Origin of the sequence: Streptomyces sp. TS71-3 (assembly GCF_018327685.1) — a bacterium.
Lineage (GTDB): Bacteria > Actinomycetota > Actinomycetes > Streptomycetales > Streptomycetaceae > Streptomyces.
In genome coordinates, this window is the sequence record NZ_BNEL01000001.1 from 3,631,752 (window position 1) to 3,651,337 (window position 19,586).

Below are 19,586 nucleotides of genomic sequence, written 5' to 3' on the forward strand. Positions count from 1 at the left end.
CAAGACGGCCGGGCAGTAAGACGGCCGGGCAGCAGGCCGGGCCGGACCGAATCGGCCCGGCCCGTCCTGTGCGTGCGATCAGCGCGTCGCGGTGACGTCCGCCGAGTCGACCTGTACGTACCGGTGGTTGAACTGGATCGTGTAGTACTTCTTCGCGCCGGTCACCACCACGCCGTCCTTGGCGAAGAAGTCATCGCTGGGGACGGCCTGCTGGTCGGCGACGTACGCCTGTCCCGCCGGGATCTTGTAGTTGGCGGCGGTCAGCGGCTTCTGCGTGGACGGCGAGTGCCCGGCCGGGTACTCGGCGGCGTCCGGGTAGGCCGTGCCGTAGACCGGTGCCGCGGTGTCGCCCGCGGCCTTCACGATGCGCACGCCGTGCGCCGGAAGGGTGTTGCGGCCGCCGGGGTTGTGGATCCACCCCTTCTGGCCGTCGAACCAGATCGCCGTCCAGTCGCCCTGCTTGCCGGCCACCACGAACTGCTGGCCGTCCTGGACGGTGTCGCTCCAGTCGTTGACCCTGTCCGTGCCCGCCGTGGCGTCCGGGTGCAGGACGGGGTCGAGCAGCAGCGGCGCGTCGTCGGCCGGAGCGCTGCGCACGAACAGCGAGTTGGACGGTGCCGTGATCTTCGTGCACTCCGGGGTGCCGCCCGTGGGGTCGTCCTCGGGGCAGACGGTGTAGCTCTGCTCGTTGCCGGCGAACCCGGGGGCGATCGTCACGGCCGAGCCGACCGGGCCGACGCCGTGCCGCCCGAGATCGGTCGGGGAGCCCACCAGCCGCATGAAACGCGACCAGTCCCAGGCGTAGCCCGGGTCCCAGTGCTGGCCGGCGAGCCCCGAGTCGGACGGCGCGGGCACGTCGTCGTGGCCGACGATGTGCTGGCGGTCCAGCGGGACGCCGTAGCGCGCGGCGAGGTACTGCACCAGGCGGGCCGTCTGCTTGTACGCGGCGTCCGTGTACCACTCGGCGCCGCGCGCGGAGAAGCCCTCGTGCTCGATCTGCACCGAGTGGAGGTTGCTCCAGTAGTTGCCGTCGCCGAACGCGACGTCCTTGTTCGGCACCATCTGCGTGACGGCGCCGTCGGAGGACTGCATCACGTACTGCGCCGAGGAGCCCCCGGGCGTCTGGAAGGTGGTGATGGTGTCGGCGTACGACTCCTCCGTGGTGTGGAGGACGATCTCCGTGATCTTGATGCCGTTCGCCGGCCGGTCGGACACCTGGCCGTTGGAGGGGTCGGCCGGCACGAACTGGCAGTTCACCGTGGCCGGGCACTCCGCCTCGGGCGCCGAGACGTCCTTCAGCTTCAGCCGGTCCACCTGCGCCTCGGAGGGCTGCGCGGACGGGTCGGCCGACAGGTGCACGCTCTGGTCGGCCGCCACCTTCCCCTTGCCGCCGGACCTGATGGTGTGGAAGACGTCGTCGGCGAAGCCCTTCGCGGCCTTCTTGTCCGACATCTGGCTGTACCTGGCGACCGCGCCGGTCCAGTCGGACGGCTTGCCGCCGACCTTGCCCGCCAGCTGCTTCTGGTAGGAGGCCAGCAGGGCGGCGCCGCCGCGGATGTTGCTGCCGGTGTCGTGCCGCAGGTCGTCCTCGGAGATCCCGGTGAGGTCCGACGCCTTCTGGAGCGTGTGCGACTGCGGGCGGTCGACGACCGCCGCCATGTCCTTGCGGCCCGCGGCGCCCGCGTCACCGGTGGCCAGCATCTGCGGCGTGACGTCGGTGAGGTTCATCAGGCCCCAGCCGCCCCCGGTGCTGTAGCCCTTGTGCGCCAGCCAGCCCGACTCCTCGTGCGCCACGCCCATCAGCACCGCGAGCGGCACCTGGTACTCCGTGGCCGCCTGCTGGAACTGGAGCTGGACGTCCTTCTGCTCGTTGTCGCCGGTGGCCTCCGCCAGCGCGGGCAGGTACGCGAACGCCCCCGCCGCCACCGCACCGCTCGCGACGGCCACCGACAGCCATCGGAGGGTCTTCTTCCGCCTGTGCACTACGTTCCCTTTCACCGCAACCGCACGTCATGCGCTCTCGTCGTGGCAAGGGAGCGGCCCGGTCAAAGGCCCAGGCCCGGTCAGAGGCCAACAGCGTCCATCCCACCCCGGCGTACGCACCATGGATTCCATCGCGTCAACAGGTACGCTCAGCCGAATTGATATCAGACGGCCGGTGTCGGTGGCGCGAAGGGCCTGTGGGGATGGTGGACCAGCGGTCCCGACCGTCCGCCTCGTCCGGGTTTGGGGGTCGGTTTCCGGCCGTGTGTGCGGTCGTGGCGCCGCGGTGTCCAGCGGTGTCCAGCGGTGCTCCGCGTTCCGGCGCCCGTCACGGGCCCGGTCAGGGGATGACGATCCTCTCCTGTTCGACCGGCGGGGTGCCTTCGTGCCAGGGCAGGACCGCGCCCTCACGGATCAGCTCCCCGTACTGCTCGGGGTCCGCCTCGGCGGCGAGCACCAGGTCGAGGATCGGCTCGGCGGCGTCCTGGGGCGACCGTACCTCCCGGTAGTCGCTGAGCCACGGGCGAGAGGTCCGGGTGTCCACCATGCCCGGGCAGACCGCGGCGATCAGCGTGCCCTCGGCCAGATCGCGTTCCCTGCGCTCGGCGGCGACGGCCCGCACCGCGGCGACCTGCGCCACCTTGGACGGCGGGTTCACCCACACCGGCCAGCCCTCCTCCTGGGCCGTGCCCGCATGGATCGCGCCGCGCCAGGCCTCGACGGCGGCCTCCACCTCGTCCAGCGAGGCCCCGTCGAACAGCGGATGGAGCCGTTCGTCCAGATGGCCCAGCGTGCCCAGCGAACTGGCCACCACGATCAGCCGCCCGCCGGGCCGCAGCACCGGGGCGAACGAGCGGAGCACCGCGTGCGCACCGCCGTTGGCCACGTCGATGAAGTCGTCGGCCTGCTCCGCCTGCGAGCGGTCCGGCGCCAGCGGCGCCACGGCGTTGGAGATCACGGTGTGCACTGAGCCGTAGCGCTCGGCCAGCTCACCGGCGAGTGCCTCCACCGCCTCCGCGTCGCGCACGTCGAGGGCCCGGCCCGTCACGTGGCTGCGGGTGCCGCGCGCGTGGGCGACCTCCCGGGCGGCGGTCTCCACCCGCTGCGGGGTGCGCCCGGTGAGCAGGACCAGGTCCGACGGGCCGAGGCGGGCGGCGAGGCCCTCCACCAGCGCCCGGCCGAGGCCTTGGTTCGCTCCGGTCACCAGGGCGATGCGTGATTCGTTCATGCCTCCACGCTAGGAGCGCGACCGGATTCGTACCTGCGCCCACGCCAGAGGCGCGACCAGGCGGTCAGACCGGGCGCGAGCCGCACGCGGCTCACGCGCTCGCGGCTCACGCCCGCGCCGGTCCCGTGCGGCGGTCCCCGGCCAGTGCCGCCAGGGGGACGGCGGCCAGCAGGGCGAGGGCGACGATCAGCACCGGCACGGTCCCCTGGTGGACCTGGAGCGCCCCGCCGGTGAGCGCGCCGCACACCAGCACCGTCACCGACACCGCCCGGCGCACCCGGGAGGGGCCGGCAGGGTCGGCGACCAGGCCGGTGAGCGTCCGGGTGAGGACCGTCGTGGTCAGGTCGGGCACGCCGAGCCGGTGCACCACGGCGTTCTGCAGGCCCATCCCCAGCGCGAGCATGACGATCAGCACGTACGACACCGCGCCCGCGGCGCCCGCGGCGAGCGCGCCGGCCACCAGGAGGGCCTGGGCGCCGACCAGCGGCGCGAAGATCCGCTCGGCGGCCCAGAACCGCACCGCCCACCGCCCCCCGGCCACCACCCCGGTGACGAAGCACGCCACGGCCAGCAGCGATGCCGACGCGGACAGGCCCCCCGCACCGGCCAGCGCGAACGCCAGGAAGGCCATGTTGCCCGTCATGTTGGCGACGAAGACGTGGTCGAGGCCCAGGAAGCTGACCGCGTCCACCAGGCCGCTCACGAAGGTGAGCACCACCAGCAGCGGCGGCAGCACGCCGTGGTGGTCGCGGCTGCCCCCGAAGAGCAGCGCCGCGGCGCGGTCGAGGAAGCGGACGAGGAATCCCATACTCCCTGTCTCGGCAGGCGGGGGCGGTGCCGCAAGGGTGCGGCACGGGTGACCCGGGGAGTGGCCCGGGGGTGAGCGGGGGACCCGCCCCGCGGCGAGGGTGCCGCCCCGCGGCGGGGACGAGTGGCGGCGCCCGGGGACGGGGCGGACAATTCAGGCGGGGCGGGGGCCCCGGGCGGACGCGCCGCCCGTCCGACCGAGTGGTCACCGGACCACCGCCATCGGTGACAGAGGCGATCCCCGTCGGTGACAGGGACGATCCCCGTGGGTCACGGAGGCGATCCCGATCGGTCGCGGACGGTCACGGAGGCGATTGCGATCGGGCGCAGAGACGATCACCACCGGTCGCGGAGGCGATCACCACCGGAGGTCTCCCCGGCGACCAGGGAAACGGAGGGCCGTACATGCCTGGCACCCCGCAGCCTCCGTCGCACACCGTCGAGGACTGGCCGAGCGTGCCCCTTGAGGAGTGGGCGGACACCAGGGACACCCTGCACCTGTGGACCCAGATCGTGGGCAAGGTGCGGCTGGCCGAGGCCCCGATGGTGAACCACTGGTGGCAGGTCCCGCTGTACGTGTCCCCGCGGGGCCTGACCACGTCGGCCATCCCGTACGGGGAGCGCACCTTCGAGATGGAGTTCGACTTCTGCGACCACCGGCTGCACGTGCGCTCCAGCGACGGCGGGGAGCGGCAGGTGGCGCTGGAGCCGAAGCCGGTCGCCGCCTTCTACCGCGAGACCATGGCCGCGCTCGGCGCGCTCGGCATCGAACCCCGGCTGCGGGCCGGCCCGGTCGAGGTCGAGACCGCCGTCCCGTTCCCGGAGGACACCGAGCACGCCTCGTACCAGCCGGAGTACGCCCACGGGTTCTGGGAGCAGCTCACGTCCGTGCAGCGGGTGTTCACGCAGTTCCGGTCCAGGTTCATCGGCAAGGTCAGCCCGGTGCACTTCTTCTGGGGCTCGATGGACCTCACGGTCAGCCGGTTCTCCGGGCGGCCCGCGCCACGGCATCCCGGAGGCGCGCCGCACCTCGCCGACTGGGTGATGGTGGAGGCCTACTCGCACGAGGTGTCCAGCTGCGGCTTCTGGCCCGGCGGCTCGGCCGAGGGCAGCTTCTACTCGTACGTCTATCCGGAGCCCGCGGGCTTCGCCCGGCACCCCGTGGCGCCCGCCGCCGCCTCCTACAGCGCGGACGCCGGCGAGTTCCTGCTGCCCTACGAGGCTGTGCGCACCGCCGACGACCCCGACCGGACGCTGCTGGACTTCCTCCAGAGCAGCTACGAGGCCGCCGCCGACCACGCCCGGTGGGACCGCGCCGCCCTGGAGGACAGCCCCGTGCGGCGCGCCTCGCCCCGCTGACCCGGCGGGCCCGCCGCACGGGCCGCACCGTTCACGGCCGCAAGGGAGACACCGGCATGGCTGAGCAGAAGACCGATCCGAGGGCGCTGGTCGAAGGGCTGTCGTGCGCTTCGCTGGTGGACGCGATGGGCCGCCACCACGGCCACCGCGCGCACATCCTGAGCCTGGTCAGCCCAAGTCCCGAACGGTTCCTGTTCGGCCCGGCGGTGACGATGTCCTACCTGCCCTACCGCGACGACCTCACCGAGGCCGACCAGCTCGGCTTCGGCGGCTGGTTCTACCGCGCGGTGGGGGACGCGCCGCGCGGCAAGGTGCTGGTGATGTCCAGCGGCGGCTACCCGGAGCACTCGCACGGCGGCGGCACGAAGCTGTCCCGGGTGCAGAACCACGGCCTCGCGGGGGTGCTCACCGACGGCCGGCTGCGCGACTTCGGGGAACTCGCCGCCTACGACTTCTCGGCCTGGTGCGCGGGCGAGGCCACCCACTGGGGCGGCGACACGGTGGCCCCCGCGGCGGCGAACGTGCCCATCGCGATCGGCGGCGTCTGCGTCATCCCCGGCGACTACGTCTACGCCGACAGCTCCGGCGCCGTCGTCATCCCGGCCCGCAGCCTGTCCGAGATCGCGGCCGAGGCCCGCCGCATCGACACGGAGGACGAGGCCAACATGGCGCGGATCCGGGACGAGGACCCGGAGAAGATGCGCACGGGGCGGCAGCGTTCGACCGAGCAGTGAGGGCCGGCCCGCGGCCCTCCGCTCCCCCACCGGCCGGCCGTGGCCGTCCCCCACTGCGGGAGGTGCCCCAGCAGTTCCCTGGAGCCTTTGATGGCGCTTCGCGCCCCGTCAGGGGCGCGGGGAACCGCGCGAGTAACCATCCACCTGCCGGTGGTCCGGACACGACAGAACCAGCCCCCTCGGGACGGTGGCGACCTGACGTCCCCCACTGCCTGAAGGGCGGGGGAGGTGCCCCCAGTCGTGGCTGGTCGCGCCCACGCGGCGGAGCCGCACATCAGCACAGCCCCGCGCCCCTTGGGCGGGCCGGGGCGCAGCCCCACGTCGGGACACGGGCTGCCCGCTCAGGGCTCCCGCGGGAACGAGAGCGCGACCGTGCCGCGGAGGTCGAGGACCAGGCGGTCGGGGGTGGCCACGAGGCGCAGGATGACGCGGTCGCAGTCGGGGCAGCGGGCTACGTGTCCGGGTGCGTGGGAGTAGACGCGCAGGCGTGCCAGCGGCCAGCCGGCGCCGCAGCCGGTGCACCGGCCGAGGGCGCTCGTGGGGTCCACGGCCAGCAGCTCGGACAGGGGTCCGGCCAGCGCGTTGCCGTCCTCGTACTGCGCGCGGTACGGATCGGAGGCGGTGGCGGTGCTCCCGTCTGCGCCTTTGCCCGTGTCTGCGCCCGCGCCTGTGCCTGTGCCTGTGTCTGCACCTGCGCTCCGCGCCGTTCCCGTGCGGGGGCCGGTGCCCGCCTCCGTGCTTCCGCCGGTGCGGGTGCCGGGTGCGGCGTGGGGGGTGTCGGGCTGCATGCTCATCCTCCGGTGGGGCCGAACCGCTCGGTGCGGATGCGTTCCGGGGCGTGGCCCATGGTCACCAGCAGGTCGGCGGCCGTCTCGACGAAGCCGGTGGGCCCGCACACGTAGCAGAGCGGGGCGGACCCCGGCGGCCAGCCCGCCTCGGACAGGTCCCGCATGGTCAGCCGCCCGGCGGGCCGGGCCCACCCCGCCGGCGTCGTGCGGGTGTAGAGGCAGGCCGTCCGCAGGCCCGGATCCGCACGGTCCAGCTCGGGGGCGTAGAGCCGGTCCTCGGGGGCGCGCACGGAGTACAGCAGCCGGAACGGCGCCGGGTTGCCGGCGGAGCGGCGGGTGCGGACCATCGCCATCAGCGGCACCAGACCGGAGCCGCCGGCGACCAGCAGCACCGGCTCCGTCTGCTCGGGACGCCAGACGAACCAGCCGCCCACCGGCCCCCGCACCTCCACCATGTCCCCGGCCTCGATGACGTCCACGAGGTAGGAGGACACCTCCCCGTCCGGTACCCGCTGCACCGTCAGCTCCAGGCGGTCGCCGTCCGGCGCGGACGCCACCGAGTAGCTGCGCTCGGTGCTGTAGCCGTCCTCCGCGGTGAGCCGCACGTCGACGTGCTGGCCCGCCAGGTGCCCCGGCCAGCCCGGCACGTCGAAGACGAGGGTGTACGCGGACGCGGACTCCGAGCGGCGGGCCGTCAGCTCAGCGGGCAGCCAGCGCAGCCGCCCGCCCGACAGCCTGCCCGGCATACCGCCGGACATCCCGCCGGGCATCCCGCTTCCGGCCGTGGGCTCCGGTGCGCCTAGTCGCCCTGGTACCGCTGCTCGCGCCATGGGTCTCCGTAGTCGTGGTAGCCGGCGGTCTCCCAGAAGCCCGGCTCGTCCTCGGTGCGCAGCTCGATCTCGCGCACCCACTTGGCGGACTTCCACAGGTACAGGTGGGGGACCAGCAACCGGGCCGGACCGCCGTGCTCGGGCGGGAGGTCGGCGCCGTCGTAGCGGTAGGCGATCCAGGCCTGCCCGTCGAGCAGGTCCGCGAGGGGCAGGTTGGTGGTGTACCCGCCGTAGGCGTGCACGAGCGCGAAGTCGGCGGCCGTCTCCACGTCCGCCATCAGCACGTCGAGGCTGACGCCCTCCCACTCGGTGCCGAACTTCGACCACTTGGTGACGCAGTGCAGGTCCAGGGTGGGCGTCTCGGTGGGCAGGGCCGTGAACCGCGCCCAGTCCCAGCTGTGCAGGTCGCCGGTCTCGGTGCGGATCGTGAACTGCCACGCCGCCCGGTCCACCCGCGGCGTGGGCCCCGCGGACAGCACCGGGAAGTCCCCGACCTCGTACTGGCCGGGAGGAAGCGCGTGCCCGCCGTCCCGGGCCCGGCCCCGGAAACCGCGCGAAACGATGACCATGCCGTCCCGCCGTCCGTCGAGGATTACGCCACCGATTGTCCCTCCGTGTCGGGTTCGGTGCAGGGGATGCGCGTCCGTACGGGGCTCGCGCCCCCGGGTGCCCCGCACGAGCGAGCGGGGCACCCGGGGCGGGCCGGGGGGTCGCGGGGCGGCCGGCGGGGACGGCTCGTGGGCCGGCCGGGACGGGGCCGCCGGACACGACCTAGCCCCAATGCCGGTGACTTAGGTTCTGTTCCGCCGAGTGATGGTGACGGTGTCTGGTGCGGGTGGTGTCTGGTGGTGGTGCTCGGCCCGTTTGAGTCGCCAGTTGGACATCTTGCGTTTGATCACTCGGGGGCAGGCCCGGTGGCGGCGTGGGGGCAGCAGGCGTTCGGCGATCTCAGCCAGGGTGCGGGTCAGCGCCCGGGCGAGTCTGCCGGGGGGAAAACGCCGCCTGGGCTGGGACCTGGCGGCGCACGATCCGCAGGGAGCGTGTGAAGGAGAGCCGGTCGGGATCAAGACCGTGGCCGGTGGCGGCCCGGTGTATCAGCTGCCGGATGGCGTGATGCACCAGGAGGAAGCCGTAGATCTCCTGCTCCACGCCCCACGGGTACTTCGAGCGTAGGACGAGCTTCGGGCCGCGCTGGTGGGTTTTGATCTCGTCCAGTGTGGTCTCGATCTCCCACCGCTGGGTGTAAAGCGCGGCCAGGTCCTTCGCCGGTGCCTGTTCAGGGTCGAGCACGGTGGTCAGCAGGCGGTAGACGGTGGCATCGCCGGTGCGGGCAAGGGTGTACTCGATCACCCGGACCACCACCGGGTTGCGGCGGCTCCTGCGGTCCGGCTCGGCATGGATCGTGCTGAGGTAGGAGCCGTCGGCCAGCACCTGCACCACGGGCAGGGCCGCGCTTTTACGCATCCGCCACAGCAGGTCCGCGCCCGTGGCCCGGGCGGCCTGCCACAACTCGAAGCCGTAAAAGCCCCGGTCGGCCAGCAGTAGCATCCCCGCCCGCAGCTCGCCGAACAGTTGCCGGGACAGCACCGGCTCGCTCACCGACAGCGGCCCGATGGCCGCGCCGAACACCGCGTGCGTCCCGCACTCAGCCAGCGCCACTACCCTGGCCTGCGGGAATGCACCCGTCCCCCGCCCCGAACCCGGGCGGCCGAAGAAGCTGTCATTGTCCGCGGTGTCCGCCAGGTCCAGGGTCGTGCCGTCCACCGCCACCAGGCGCCACCGCCGATACCAGGCACCCGCCGTCTGCGGCACCGCCACCGGACAGCACACCCGCGCGAACAGCATCTTCAACGGCTGCACGCCCAGGCGCCGACGCGCCCGCCCGATCGCGGCAGTCGTCGGTACCCGCCAGGACCGCTTCCGGTCCCCCAGCCCCTCGCCCAGCAGCCGCGCGACCTCTTCATACGGCTGCCCGAAGAACAGACACATCGCCAGCACGAAGTACACGACCACGCGGGCCGGCAGCAGCCGATTGCGCTGCTCGCCCCGCCCGGCCTCCGCGATCACCTCATCCACCAGCTCCGGCGGAAACGAACGCGTCAACACCCCGATCGCGATCCGGTCCGACAACCGCTCACCCACAGACGACTTGACCTGCCCCACCCTCGCCACACCACAACCAACGAGCCCAGGACACCTAAGTCACCGGCATTGGACCTAGCCCAGCAGGGCCTGCCAGGTGTTCGGTCCCACGATGCCGTCCGCGGTCAGCCCCGCACCGGACTGGAACGACACGACGGCGGCCCGCGTCGCCGGTCCGAAGTCGCCGTCGACCTCCAGCGACGCCCCGTGCTCGTTCAGCTCGGCCTGCACAGCCTTCACCGCCGCGCCGGTGTCGCCCTGGCTGACGTAGGTGATGAGGGACTGCCAGGTCGCCGGCCCGACCACGCCGTCCGGGGACAGGCCCGAGGCGGACTGGAAGGAGACCACCGCGTTCCGGGTGGCGGCGTCGAACGTGCCGTTCACCGTCAGCGCCGCACCGTGCGCGTCGAGCAGGTACTGGGCGGTGGTGACCAGGCGCCCGCTCTGGCCCTGCGAGACCGTCGGCCAGTGCGAGCCCGGGGCCGGCGGGGCGGTGTAGGCGCCGTGCGCGAACGCCTTGAGGTCGTCCAGGGTGCCGTTGAAGACATCCTGGTCTCCCGGGAACGTGCCGCTGCTCGCCGTCTGCCAGATGGTCCAGCCCGTCCAGCCGTTGGGCAGCGGGGTGGCCGAGCCCCCGTAGTTCGCGATCCAGAGCGGATCGTCGGAGAAGCCGGCGTAGTTGCCCGTGCAGTTGATCCACCAGTCCGTGGTGGAGTAGACGGTCGGATAGCGGCCCGTGCGGCCGTGGTACTCGTCGCGGAACGCCCGGATCCAGCTCACCATCGCGCTCTGGCCGAGCCCGTAGCACGTGGCCCCGTACGGGTTGTACTCGATGTCCAGCGCACCCGGCAGGGTCTTGCCGTCGTCCGTCCAACCGCCGCCGTGCGCGAGGAAGTAGTCGGCCTGGGCGGCGCCGCCCGACCTGTCCGGCAGCGCGAAGTGGTAGGCGCCGCGGAGCAGCCCCGCGGCCGCCGAGCCGTTGTACTGCTGGGAGTACTGGCCACTGGTGTAGCCCGTGCCCTCGGTCGCCTTGACGTACGCGAACGCCGCGCCCTTGGACGCCACCGACGCCCAGTTCACGTTCTCCTGGTAACCGCTCACGTCCAGCCCCTTGAGCGTCCCGGCGAGCGCCGCGGCGGAGGGAGCGGCCCGCCGGGGCGCGGCGGTGAGGCCGGAGCCCGCGTGGTCGGCCGCCATGTGCGAGGGGGCGGGGTGGTGCCCGGCGGTGTCCGCGGCTGCCGGGTGCCTGGCGGTGTCCGCGGTGGCCGCGTGCCCCGTGGCGTCCGAGGCCGCCGCCGGGGCGAGGCCGAGGAGGGTCAGGCCGGCGGCGAGGGCCGCGAGCAGGGGGGCCCGGCCGAAGGGTCTCGCCCTGCGGGGGGCGGCTGTTGGGCGCGGCGTTCTCGTCGTCTGCTGAGTTTCTGCCGTCCGCTGCTCTCCTGTCGTCGTCCTCGTCGTCCTCGTCGTCCTCGTCGTCAACGTCGCCTTCGCTGTCCGGCGTGTCCGCCGCGGGCCTGTTGCTCGCGTCATGGTGGGTCCTCCGTCGTGGTGTGCGGATGGGAGCGGGTGGTGCCGCGGCCGGCGCTGCCGTGGGGGAGCGCCGGCCGCGGCGCCGGTGGGGGTCCAGGAGCGGGCTAGGCGCGGACCAGCCCGTAGAAGACGGAGGACGACAAGGAGTAGCTCTTGTCGTACACGCCGATCTGGCCGGAGCCGGCGGGGTTCGACGTGTTGCCGGAGATCACGTGCACCGTGGAGCCGCTCACGGTGTCCACGACGCCGATGTGGTACCGGTTGTTCGCGCTGCCGAAGATGATCAGGTCACCGGGCAGGGCGGCGTGCAACTGGCTCGTGCCGTACCAGCGGCCGTGCTGGACCGCCCAGTCGTAGACGCTGGGCACGTACGTCATCGACGGGATGTTCTCGCCCGCGGTCCGCCAGACCCAGGTGGCGAAGGACGCGCACCAGTCCGCGCAGATGCTGTACGGCTTGCCGGGCACGCAGTTGCGGCTGTCGGCTCGGGTACCCAGCTCGCCCTTGGCGACGCTGACGATCTCGTCGCGCTGGGCGTTGCCCGCGTGGCAGCTCGCGACCACGCGCTCGATGCCCATGGACTTCATGGTGTCCGGGCCCGCGATGCCGTCGGCGTCCAGGCCGTGGGCGCTCTGGTAGGTCTTCACCGCGGCGGTGGTAGCCGCCGTGTAGTCCCCGTCCTCGGTGATCCCGGCCTTCTCCTGGACCGCCTTGACGACGGTCTGGAGACCGCCCAGCGTCTGCGGCCCGATCACGCCGTCCACGTCCAGGCACTGGTCGGCCTGGAACGCGCCGGTCGCGTCCGTGGTCTGGGGGCCCACGATCCCGTCCACGGCGCCCGCGCCGTACGCGAGGCCGTTCAGGTCGGTCTGGGCGAGCTTGATCTCGGCCGTCGTCGCGGCGGACGCCGTGCCCGGTACGGCGAGCAGAACGCCGGCCGTGACCACGGCCGTCAGCAGCCCCGCCGCGGCGCGGCCGGCCCGCCGCAGCGAGGCGCGGGTTCTCGGCGCGGCCGGGCCGCGGGTTCTCGTCGTCGTTGCGGTCATCTTGCTGCAACCCCCTTGTGTCCCATGGGTACCGGCCGGTGGTTCCGGCTCGGGACGCGCTGATCCGTGCGTGCGGTGCTGTGGGCGTACATGGCTGTGCGTGCTGTGCGTGAGGTGCCGTGGGCGTGCTCGGCCGTGCAGGGTTGTGCAGGCGTGCGTGGCCGTGCCTGAGGCGCTGTGCGTGTGCGTGGCCGTTGCGCGGTTGTGCAGGCGTGCGTTGCCGTGCGTGGGCCGGGAGTGGCCGCGGCTGCGGCGGCCTCCGGGGATGTCGTGCGGGAAGGTCCCGCGCGGCCGCGGTCCCCCATGGGCGGGCGCGTGCCGCCCGTGAACGGCACGTGCGCGGGCACCGCGGGGATGGCCGATTCGGTTGTAGCGCACGTTCGTTGTCCGTTGTCGGTGGCTGGACGACCGGACAACGCGTTCGCACAATGAGCCCACGAAGAGCCAGCGGAGCAGAGCGATGGAGGCAGCCCGTGCCCCGTACCGAGCGGCGCCTGGACGACGACGGCGGCCCGCTGGTGCGGTTCGCGGCGGACCTGCGCAAGCTGCGGGAGAAGGCGGGCAGCCCGCCCTACCGCCAGCTGTCCCGGAAGGCCCGCTACTCGTCGACGACGCTCGCCGACGCCGCCGCGGGCCGGAAGCTGCCCAGCCTGCCGGTCACCCTCGCCTACGTCCGCGCGTGCTCGGGGGACACCGACGCGTGGGAGGCCCGCTGGCACCGGCTCGCCACCGAGCTCGCCGCCACGGCCTCCCGCGAGCCCGAGCCTGACTTCGCGGACGACCTCGGCCCCTGCCCCTACGCCGGTCTGGCGCCGTTCCAGCCGGACGACGCCGCCCGGTACTTCGGCCGGGAACGGCTCACCGACGACCTGTGCGCACGCGTCAGGGCCCACCGTCTCACCGTGGTGCTCGGCGCCTCCGGTTCCGGGAAGTCGTCGCTGCTGCGGGCCGGCCTGCTGCCCCGGGCGGCGGCGGGTGACGCGGAGTCGGGCACCCCGCCCTGGCCGGCCGTGCTCGTCAGCCCCGGCGCGCACCCCCTGCGGGCGTGCCTCGCGCGGCTGACGGAGGCATCGGGCGGCGGGGACCCGGATGGTTCCGGTGGACCGCCGGGACCGTCCGGAACGGGTGGCGGGCCGCACGACGGTGGCGGGGCGGGTGCTGGTGGCCGGCCGGATGCCGGTCTTGGGCCGGATGCCGCCGGCGGGCCGGATGCCGCCGGCGGGCCGGATGCCGCCGGCGGGCCGGATGTCGCCGGCGAGGCGCGTGCCGGTGGCGGTCCGGACGCCGCAGGCGGCGAGGCTGCCGCTGACCGGGCGGGCCCGGTGGACCTGGCCCCCGCCGTCCGCCGGGTACTCGCGGACCGGCCGGCGGACGCCGAACTGCTCCTCGTGATCGACCAGTTCGAGGAGGTCTTCACGCTGTGCGCCGGTGAGGACGAGCGCACCGCGTTCATCGAGGCGCTGGCCGCCGCCGCGCACGCCCCCGGCAGCCGGGTCCGGATCGTCCTCGCGGTCCGCGCCGACTTCTCGTCGTCCTGCCTGCGCCACCAGCACCTCGTCGACGCGCTGAACACCGCCCAGGTGCTGGTCGGTCCGATGTCCACCGAGGAGCTGCGGCGCGCCGTCAGCCAGCCCGCCGTCACCGAGTCCGGCACCGTGGAGAGCGCGCTGCTCGCGCGGGTGGTGGCCGAGGCCACCGGGCAGCCGGGCGTGCTGCCGCTGGTCTCCCACGCGATGCGCGAGACGTGGCGCCGCAGGCGCGGCAACACCCTCACCCTCAGCGGCTACGAGGCCGCCGGCGGGATCGCGCACGCCCTCGCCAACACCGCGGAGACCGTGTACAGCGGCCTCACCCCCGCCCAGCAGCGGCAGGCCCGCGGCATCTTCCTGCGCCTGGTCTCCCTCGGCCAGGGCACCGAGGACTACAAGCGCCGCCTGGCGCGCGACGAGCTCGCCCCCGCCGCGGGCCCCGTCCTCGACGCGCTGGCCCGCGCCCGCCTGGTCACCCTGGACACCGACACCGTCGAGATCACCCACGAGGCGCTGCTGCACGCCTGGCCCCGGCTGAGCGAGTGGATCGGCGAGGACCGCGCCGGGCTCGCCGTCCAGCAGCAACTCGCCGCCGCGGCCGCCGCCTGGGAGCGCGAGGGCCGCGACCGCAGCGCCCTGTACCGGGGCGCGCGGCTCGCGGCAGCCCGGGACTGGGCCCGCTCGCACCACGACGAGCTGGGACTGAGCACCCGTATGGGGGAGTTCCTGGCGGCGTCCGGCCGCCAGGAGGACCGCGGCGGCCGGATCCGCCGGGCCGCCGTCGCCGCGCTCGCGCTGCTGTCCGTCCTCGCCCTGCTCGGCGCGGGAATCGCGTTCCAGCAGCGGGCCACCGCCCGCGGTGAACGGGACACCGCCGTCGCCGGAGAGCTGACGGCCGAGGCCGAGCAGCTACGCGGCACGGACCAGTCGCTGGCCGCACGCCTCGACCTCGCCGCGTACCGCATCCGGCCGAACGCGGCCGCCGCCGGCGACCTGCTCAGCACCCAGACCACCCCGCTCGCCACCCCGCTGACCGGGCACACCGGCACGGTCTACGCGGTGGCCGCGAGCCCGCGGGGGCATCTGCTGGCCTCCGCCGGGGCCGACGACACCATCCGCCTGTGGACCACCGCGGACCGCGCTCAGCCTGCCGATCGTGCTCAGCCTGCCGATCGTGCTCAGCCCGCGGACCGCGCTCAGCCTGCCGCGCTCGGTCAGCCCGCCGACCGCCCCCAGGCCGCCGACCGCCCCCAGCCCGCCGACCGCCCCCAGCCCGCCGCGCTCGGCCATCCCGACGCGCTCGGCCATCCCGCCGCACCCGCCTACCCCGCCGCACCCGGCCACCCCACCGCGCTCGGCCACCCCACCGCGCTCGGCCCCCCTCTGCGAAGCCGCTCCGGAGGCGTCTACTGGCTGGCGTTCAGCCCGGACGGGCGGACGCTGGCCGCCGCGGGCCGCGACCACACCGTCCGCCTCTGGAACGTCACGGACCCGGCCCACCCCCGGCCATGGGCGCCTCCGCTGACCGGCCACACCGGACACGTCTTCTCGGTGTCGTTCAGCCCGGACGGCCGGACACTGGCCAGCGCGGGCGACGACGGCACGGTACGGCTGTGGGACGTGACCCGTCCCGCTCACCCTGCCCCGTTGGGCCGCCCGCTCGACGCGCACGCGGGCGCGGTGGCCTCGGCGGCCTTCAGCCCCGACGGGCGGACGGTCGCCGCGGCGGGCCACGACCACACCATCCGGCTGTGGAACGTCACCGACCCCGCCCGTCCCCGGCTGTGGACGCGCCCCCTGACCGGCCACACGGACACCGTCTACGCCGTCGCGTTCCGCCCGGACGGCCAGGTCATGGCCAGTGTCGGAGGCGACCACACCGTCCGCCTCTGGGACGTCTCCCACCCGGCCCGCCCCAAGTCGCTGACCGGCCCGCTGACCGGGCACACGGACACCGTCTACGCCGTCGCGTTCAGCCCCGACGGCCAGGTCCTGGCCACGGCCGGCGCCGACCACACCGTACGGCTGTGGAACCTCACCGACCCGGCCCACCCCATGCCTCTGGGCGAGCCGCTGACGGGACACACGGAGTACGTCTACTGGCTGGCGTTCACACCCGACGGCCACGCCCTCGCGAGCGCCGGCGCCGACCGCACCGTCCGGCTGTGGGATCTGCCCCGGGCGCTGCTGCCCGCGCCCAGTTTCGTCAACACGGTGGCCTTCCGGCCCGACGGAAGGGTGCTGGCCGCGGGCAGCACGGACCGGGCGATCCGCCTGTGGAACGTGTCCGATCCGGGCCGCCCGGTCCCGCTCGGCCGCCCTCTCACCGGCCACACCAACGCCGTCAACCACGTGGCGTTCAGCCCCGACGGCCGGGTACTGGCCAGCGCCGGCCGCGACCACACCGTCCGCCTCTGGAACCTCACGGACCCGGCCCGTCCTGCCGCACTGGGCCACCCCCTCACCGGCAACACCGACGCGGTGGCCTCGGTCGCGTTCAGCCCCGACGGGCGGGTGCTCGCCGGCGCGGGCCACGACCACACGGTCCGCTTCTGGGACGTGTCGGACCCCGCGCACCCGACCGTCCTCGGCCACCCGCTGACGGCCCACACCGACGCGGTGATGGCCCTCGCCTTCAGCCCCGACGGCCGCGCTCTCGCCACCGCAGGGGCCGACGACACCACCCGCCTGTGGAACGTCGCCGACCCGGCCCACCCCCGCCCCTGGTGCCCCCCACTGGCCGCCCGCAGCGGTGGGGTCCTCGGGCTCGCGTTCAGCCCCGACGGCCGGACTCTCGCCACGGCCAACGTCGACCACACGGTCCGCCTGTTCGACGTGGCGGACCCTGCGCACCCCGCCGCGCTGGGCCGGCCCCTCAGCGGCCACACCAGCTTCGTCTTCTCCGTCTCCTTCAGCCCGGACGGCCGCACCCTGGCCAGCAGCGCCGACGACCACACGGTGCGCCTGTGGAACGTCGCCGACCCCGGCCACCCCACCGCCCAGGGCAAGCCCCTCCCCGTCCACCAGGCCCCCGTGGACGAGACCGCCTTCAGCCCCGACGGCCGGGCCCTCGCCAGCGCCGGCGACGACCACACGGTCACCCTGCTCCCCACGAGCCCGACAGCGGCGGCCGCCCGGGTCTGCGCCACCACGTCGGGCACGCTGACGGCCGGGCAGTGGCCCGCTTATGTGCGGGGCCTGCCTTATCGGGAGGTGTGCGGGCGCCGGTGAGGCGGTGGGCTGTGGGTGGGGGCGCCGAGGTGCCGCCGGCGTGGTGCTGACGGCTGCCGGGCACCGCCGACCGCTGAAACGGCGTCGGCCGCCGGGTAGTCACCGACCCCGAAGGCACCGTCGGCTGCCGGCGGCATAGTCCGTGGCCCACCGGGCAGCCAGGCCCTCGACCCCCGAACCCTCACAGGATCACCCGGGCCCAGGGGCCAATGTCACATTGACACCAAGGGGAGGGCTCGTTCATATTTTCCGCATGTTTATCAGCCACGTCACGCTGCGCGCCGCCATCGAGCTTGCGCTGATCGGTGTCAGTGCGCTGAGCGTGGCCGATATTCACTGTCGCTGAACCGCCGTCCTCCGGCGAGCCGACAGCTCTGCCACGGGTTCGGCACCCGACCCGGTGCCCCGCCCTATGGTGCACGAAGACCGCTGGCGGCCCCTTCGCTCCTCCTTGTTCGGCGACGCCGCAGCACCACCCGTCCCACCCGTACGGGGCCCGGTCGGCACGGCGCCCGCTTGCACCACTCGCAACGCCCGGTTCCGGCGCACCCGCGGAGCCGGTCCATGCACCATGTCCGTCTCCGCAGGCCCATTCCCCACCGGGCGGTTCCGCCGGCCGGAGCCGATGGCCGACACCTCTGAGAGGCCCCCATGCGTCAACCGTCGCCCACCGCAGCCCGCCGCGCTGCGGCCGCATCCGCCAGCCTGGCCCTCGCCGCCGCGGCGGTCGCCTGCGCGGGGCCCCAGAGCAACGACGAAGGCTCCAAGGGAACCCCGCACAAGGGCGGCACCCTCAGCGTCCTCAATATCGAGCCGCAGACCGACTTCGACCCGGCCCGGCTGTACACCTCCGGCGGCGGCAACGTGCCCTCCCTGGTCTTCCGCACCCTGACCACCCGCAACCGCGCCAACGGCGCCGCGGGCAACAAGGTCGTGCCCGACCTCGCCACGGACATCGGCACCCCCAGCAAGAACGCCACCGTCTGGACGTACACCCTGAAGAAGGGCCTCACGTACGAGGACGGTTCCCCCATCACCAGCACCGACATCAAGTACGGCATCGAGCGGTCGTTCGCCGCCGAACTCTCCGGCGGCGCCCCGTACCTGCGGGACTGGCTCGTCGGCGGCGCCGACTACCAGGGCCCCTACAAGGACAAGAAGGGGCTCGCCTCGATCGAGACGCCCGACGAGCGGACCATCGTCTTCCACCTGAACAAGCCCGAGGGCGACTTCCCCTTCCTCGCCACCGGCACGCAGTTCGCCCCCGTGCCGCAGAAGAAGGACGACGGCACCAAGTACGAGAACCACCCCGTCTCCTCAGGCCCCTACCGGGTCATCAGCAACGAGAACGACGGGGAGCACCTCGTCCTGGGGCGCAACCCCCACTGGTCCGCCTCCAACGACTCCCAGCGCAAGGCCTACCCCGACCGCATCGACGTCCGCTCCGGCCTCGACTCTGCGGTGATCAACCAGCGGCTGTCCGCGAGCCAGGGCGCCGACGCCGCCGCCGTCACCACCGACACCAACCTGGGCCCCGCCGAACTGGCCAAGGTCAGCGGCGACAAGACACTCGCCGCCCGTGTCGGCACCGGCCACTTCGGCTACACCAACTACCTGGCGTTCAACCCCAAGGTGAAGCCGTTCGACAACCCGAAGGTCCGCGAGGCCATCGCGTACGCCATCGACCGCTCCTCGGTCATCAACGCCGTCGGCGGCACCTCCCTCGCCGAGCCCGCCACCACCTTCCTCCCGAACCAGAAGGCCTTCGGCTACACGCCGTACGACCCGTTCCCCGCCGGCAAGTCCGGCAACCCGCAGAAGGCCCGGCAGGTCCTCGCCGACGCCGGCTACCCGCACGGCATCACCGTCACCCTCACCCATGCCAACGCGGACCCCGAGGCCGGCCCCGAGATAGCCACGGCCGTCCAGGACGCCCTGAAGAAGGCCGGCATCACCGTCAAGCTCCAGGGCATGGAGGTCAACCAGTACAGGGACGCCTACAAGAGCGTGAAGAAGGAGCCCGGCTTCTTCCTCGCCCGCTGGGGCGCCGACTGGCCCTCCGGAGGCCCGTTCCTCGCCCCCATCTTCGACGGCCGGCAGATCGTCAAGGACGGCGCCAACTTCAACCACGCCCAGCTGAACGACCCCGCCGTCAACAAGGACATCGACGCGATCAACCAGCTGACGGACGTGAACGCCGCCGCCGCGCGCTGGGGCGCCCTCGACAAGCGCATCGGCGAGCAGGCCCTGGACGTACCGCTGTTCCACCCCGTCTACAAGCGGCTCTACGGCAAGGACGTCAAGAACATCGTGATCGGCAACTGGACCGGCGTCCTCGACGTCTCCCAGGTCGCGGTCAAGTAGCACGGCGGGAGACCCACA

14 protein-coding genes are annotated in these 19,586 nt (G+C 73.6%); 5 read left to right on the top strand and 9 right to left on the bottom strand.

Going from position 1 to position 19,586, the window contains the following annotated elements; all coding sequences use genetic code 11:
- Positions 1-78: 78 nt before the first annotated feature.
- From Sm713_RS14695 to Sm713_RS14705, 3 genes are all read right to left on the bottom strand, one after another.
- Positions 79-1,983 (bottom strand): N-acetylmuramoyl-L-alanine amidase, encoded by a 1,905-nt coding sequence (locus tag Sm713_RS14695; protein ID WP_212910067.1) that lies wholly within the window; start codon positions 1,981-1,983, stop codon positions 79-81.
- 340 nt (positions 1,984-2,323) lie between these two features.
- Complete coding sequence (locus Sm713_RS14700; RefSeq protein WP_212910068.1) at positions 2,324-3,211, bottom strand: SDR family NAD(P)-dependent oxidoreductase; 888 nt, start codon at positions 3,209-3,211, stop codon at positions 2,324-2,326.
- Positions 3,212-3,317: 106 nt separating this feature from the next.
- On the bottom strand, positions 3,318-4,019 hold the full coding sequence (locus Sm713_RS14705; protein ID WP_212910069.1) for a YoaK family protein: 702 nt from the start codon (positions 4,017-4,019) through the stop codon (positions 3,318-3,320).
- Between the two features lie 404 nt (positions 4,020-4,423).
- Between Sm713_RS14705 and Sm713_RS14710 the strand changes: the two genes are divergently transcribed.
- Positions 4,424-5,377 (top strand): DUF5996 family protein, encoded by a 954-nt coding sequence (locus Sm713_RS14710; RefSeq protein ID WP_212910070.1) that lies wholly within the window; start codon positions 4,424-4,426, stop codon positions 5,375-5,377.
- Between the two features lie 56 nt (positions 5,378-5,433).
- Entirely contained in the window at positions 5,434-6,111 is a 678-nt protein-coding gene (locus Sm713_RS14715; RefSeq protein WP_212910071.1) for an RraA family protein, read from the top strand.
- A gap of 341 nt (positions 6,112-6,452) precedes the next feature.
- Here Sm713_RS14715 and Sm713_RS40390 read toward each other — a convergent pair whose 3' ends face one another.
- The 6 genes from Sm713_RS40390 to Sm713_RS14745 all read right to left on the bottom strand — a co-directional run bounded on the left by Sm713_RS40390 (position 6,453) and on the right by Sm713_RS14745 (position 12,444).
- Complete coding sequence (locus Sm713_RS40390; protein ID WP_249416296.1) at positions 6,453-6,899, bottom strand: DUF6510 family protein; 447 nt, start codon at positions 6,897-6,899, stop codon at positions 6,453-6,455.
- Between the two features lie 2 nt (positions 6,900-6,901).
- On the bottom strand, positions 6,902-7,657 hold the full coding sequence (locus Sm713_RS14725) for a ferredoxin reductase (RefSeq protein ID WP_374195984.1): 756 nt from the start codon (positions 7,655-7,657) through the stop codon (positions 6,902-6,904).
- Positions 7,658-7,698: 41 nt separating this feature from the next.
- On the bottom strand, positions 7,699-8,298 hold the full coding sequence (locus Sm713_RS14730; RefSeq protein ID WP_212910073.1) for a sulfite oxidase-like oxidoreductase: 600 nt from the start codon (positions 8,296-8,298) through the stop codon (positions 7,699-7,701).
- Positions 8,299-8,677: 379 nt separating this feature from the next.
- Positions 8,678-9,901, bottom strand: a complete 1,224-nt coding sequence (locus Sm713_RS14735; RefSeq protein ID WP_212908174.1) for an IS4 family transposase — start codon at positions 9,899-9,901, stop codon at positions 8,678-8,680.
- A gap of 45 nt (positions 9,902-9,946) precedes the next feature.
- Positions 9,947-11,398, bottom strand: coding sequence for a GH25 family lysozyme (locus Sm713_RS41475; protein WP_212910074.1), 1,452 nt, complete (start codon positions 11,396-11,398; stop codon positions 9,947-9,949).
- 104 nt (positions 11,399-11,502) lie between these two features.
- Entirely contained in the window at positions 11,503-12,444 is a 942-nt protein-coding gene (locus tag Sm713_RS14745; protein WP_212910075.1) for a peptidoglycan-binding protein, read from the bottom strand.
- 473 nt (positions 12,445-12,917) lie between these two features.
- Here Sm713_RS14745 and Sm713_RS14750 point away from each other — a divergent pair, with 473 nt between their 5' ends.
- The 3 genes from Sm713_RS14750 (at position 12,918) to Sm713_RS14755 (ending at position 19,568) form a co-directional block, all read left to right on the top strand.
- Entirely contained in the window at positions 12,918-17,204 is a 4,287-nt protein-coding gene (locus Sm713_RS14750; protein WP_212910076.1) for a WD40 repeat domain-containing protein, read from the top strand.
- Positions 17,205-17,457: 253 nt separating this feature from the next.
- Complete coding sequence (locus tag Sm713_RS41665; RefSeq protein WP_374195985.1) at positions 17,458-17,550, top strand: Ms4533A family Cys-rich leader peptide; 93 nt, start codon at positions 17,458-17,460, stop codon at positions 17,548-17,550.
- 305 nt (positions 17,551-17,855) lie between these two features.
- The gene (locus Sm713_RS14755; RefSeq protein WP_212910077.1) at positions 17,856-19,568 is read left to right on the top strand and encodes an ABC transporter substrate-binding protein; all 1,713 of its coding nucleotides are present in this window, start codon (positions 17,856-17,858) and stop codon (positions 19,566-19,568) included.
- Positions 19,569-19,586: the final 18 nt, after the last annotated feature.

What these genes read in the sequence shown, in the direction of transcription:
- Sm713_RS14705 (WP_212910069.1), bottom strand. Translation starts at nt 4,019, where the DNA reads ATGGGATTCCTCGTCCGCTTCCTCGACCGCGCCGCGGCGCTGCTCTTC.
- Sm713_RS14745 (WP_212910075.1), bottom strand. Translation starts at nt 12,444, where the DNA reads ATGACCGCAACGACGACGAGAACCCGCGGCCCGGCCGCGCCGAGAACC.
- Sm713_RS14725 (WP_374195984.1), bottom strand. Translation starts at nt 7,657, where the DNA reads ATGTCCGGCGGTATGCCGGGCAGGCTGTCGGGCGGGCGGCTGCGCTGG.
- Sm713_RS14730 (WP_212910073.1), bottom strand. Translation starts at nt 8,298, where the DNA reads ATGGTCATCGTTTCGCGCGGTTTCCGGGGCCGGGCCCGGGACGGCGGG.
- Sm713_RS14710 (WP_212910070.1), top strand. Translation starts at nt 4,424, where the DNA reads ATGCCTGGCACCCCGCAGCCTCCGTCGCACACCGTCGAGGACTGGCCG.
- Sm713_RS14700 (WP_212910068.1), bottom strand. Translation starts at nt 3,211, where the DNA reads ATGAACGAATCACGCATCGCCCTGGTGACCGGAGCGAACCAAGGCCTC.
- Sm713_RS14755 (WP_212910077.1), top strand. Translation starts at nt 17,856, where the DNA reads ATGCGTCAACCGTCGCCCACCGCAGCCCGCCGCGCTGCGGCCGCATCC.
- Sm713_RS14715 (WP_212910071.1), top strand. Translation starts at nt 5,434, where the DNA reads ATGGCTGAGCAGAAGACCGATCCGAGGGCGCTGGTCGAAGGGCTGTCG.
- Sm713_RS41475 (WP_212910074.1), bottom strand. Translation starts at nt 11,398, where the DNA reads ATGACGCGAGCAACAGGCCCGCGGCGGACACGCCGGACAGCGAAGGCG.
- Sm713_RS40390 (WP_249416296.1), bottom strand. Translation starts at nt 6,899, where the DNA reads ATGCAGCCCGACACCCCCCACGCCGCACCCGGCACCCGCACCGGCGGA.
- Sm713_RS41665 (WP_374195985.1), top strand. Translation starts at nt 17,458, where the DNA reads ATGTTTATCAGCCACGTCACGCTGCGCGCCGCCATCGAGCTTGCGCTG.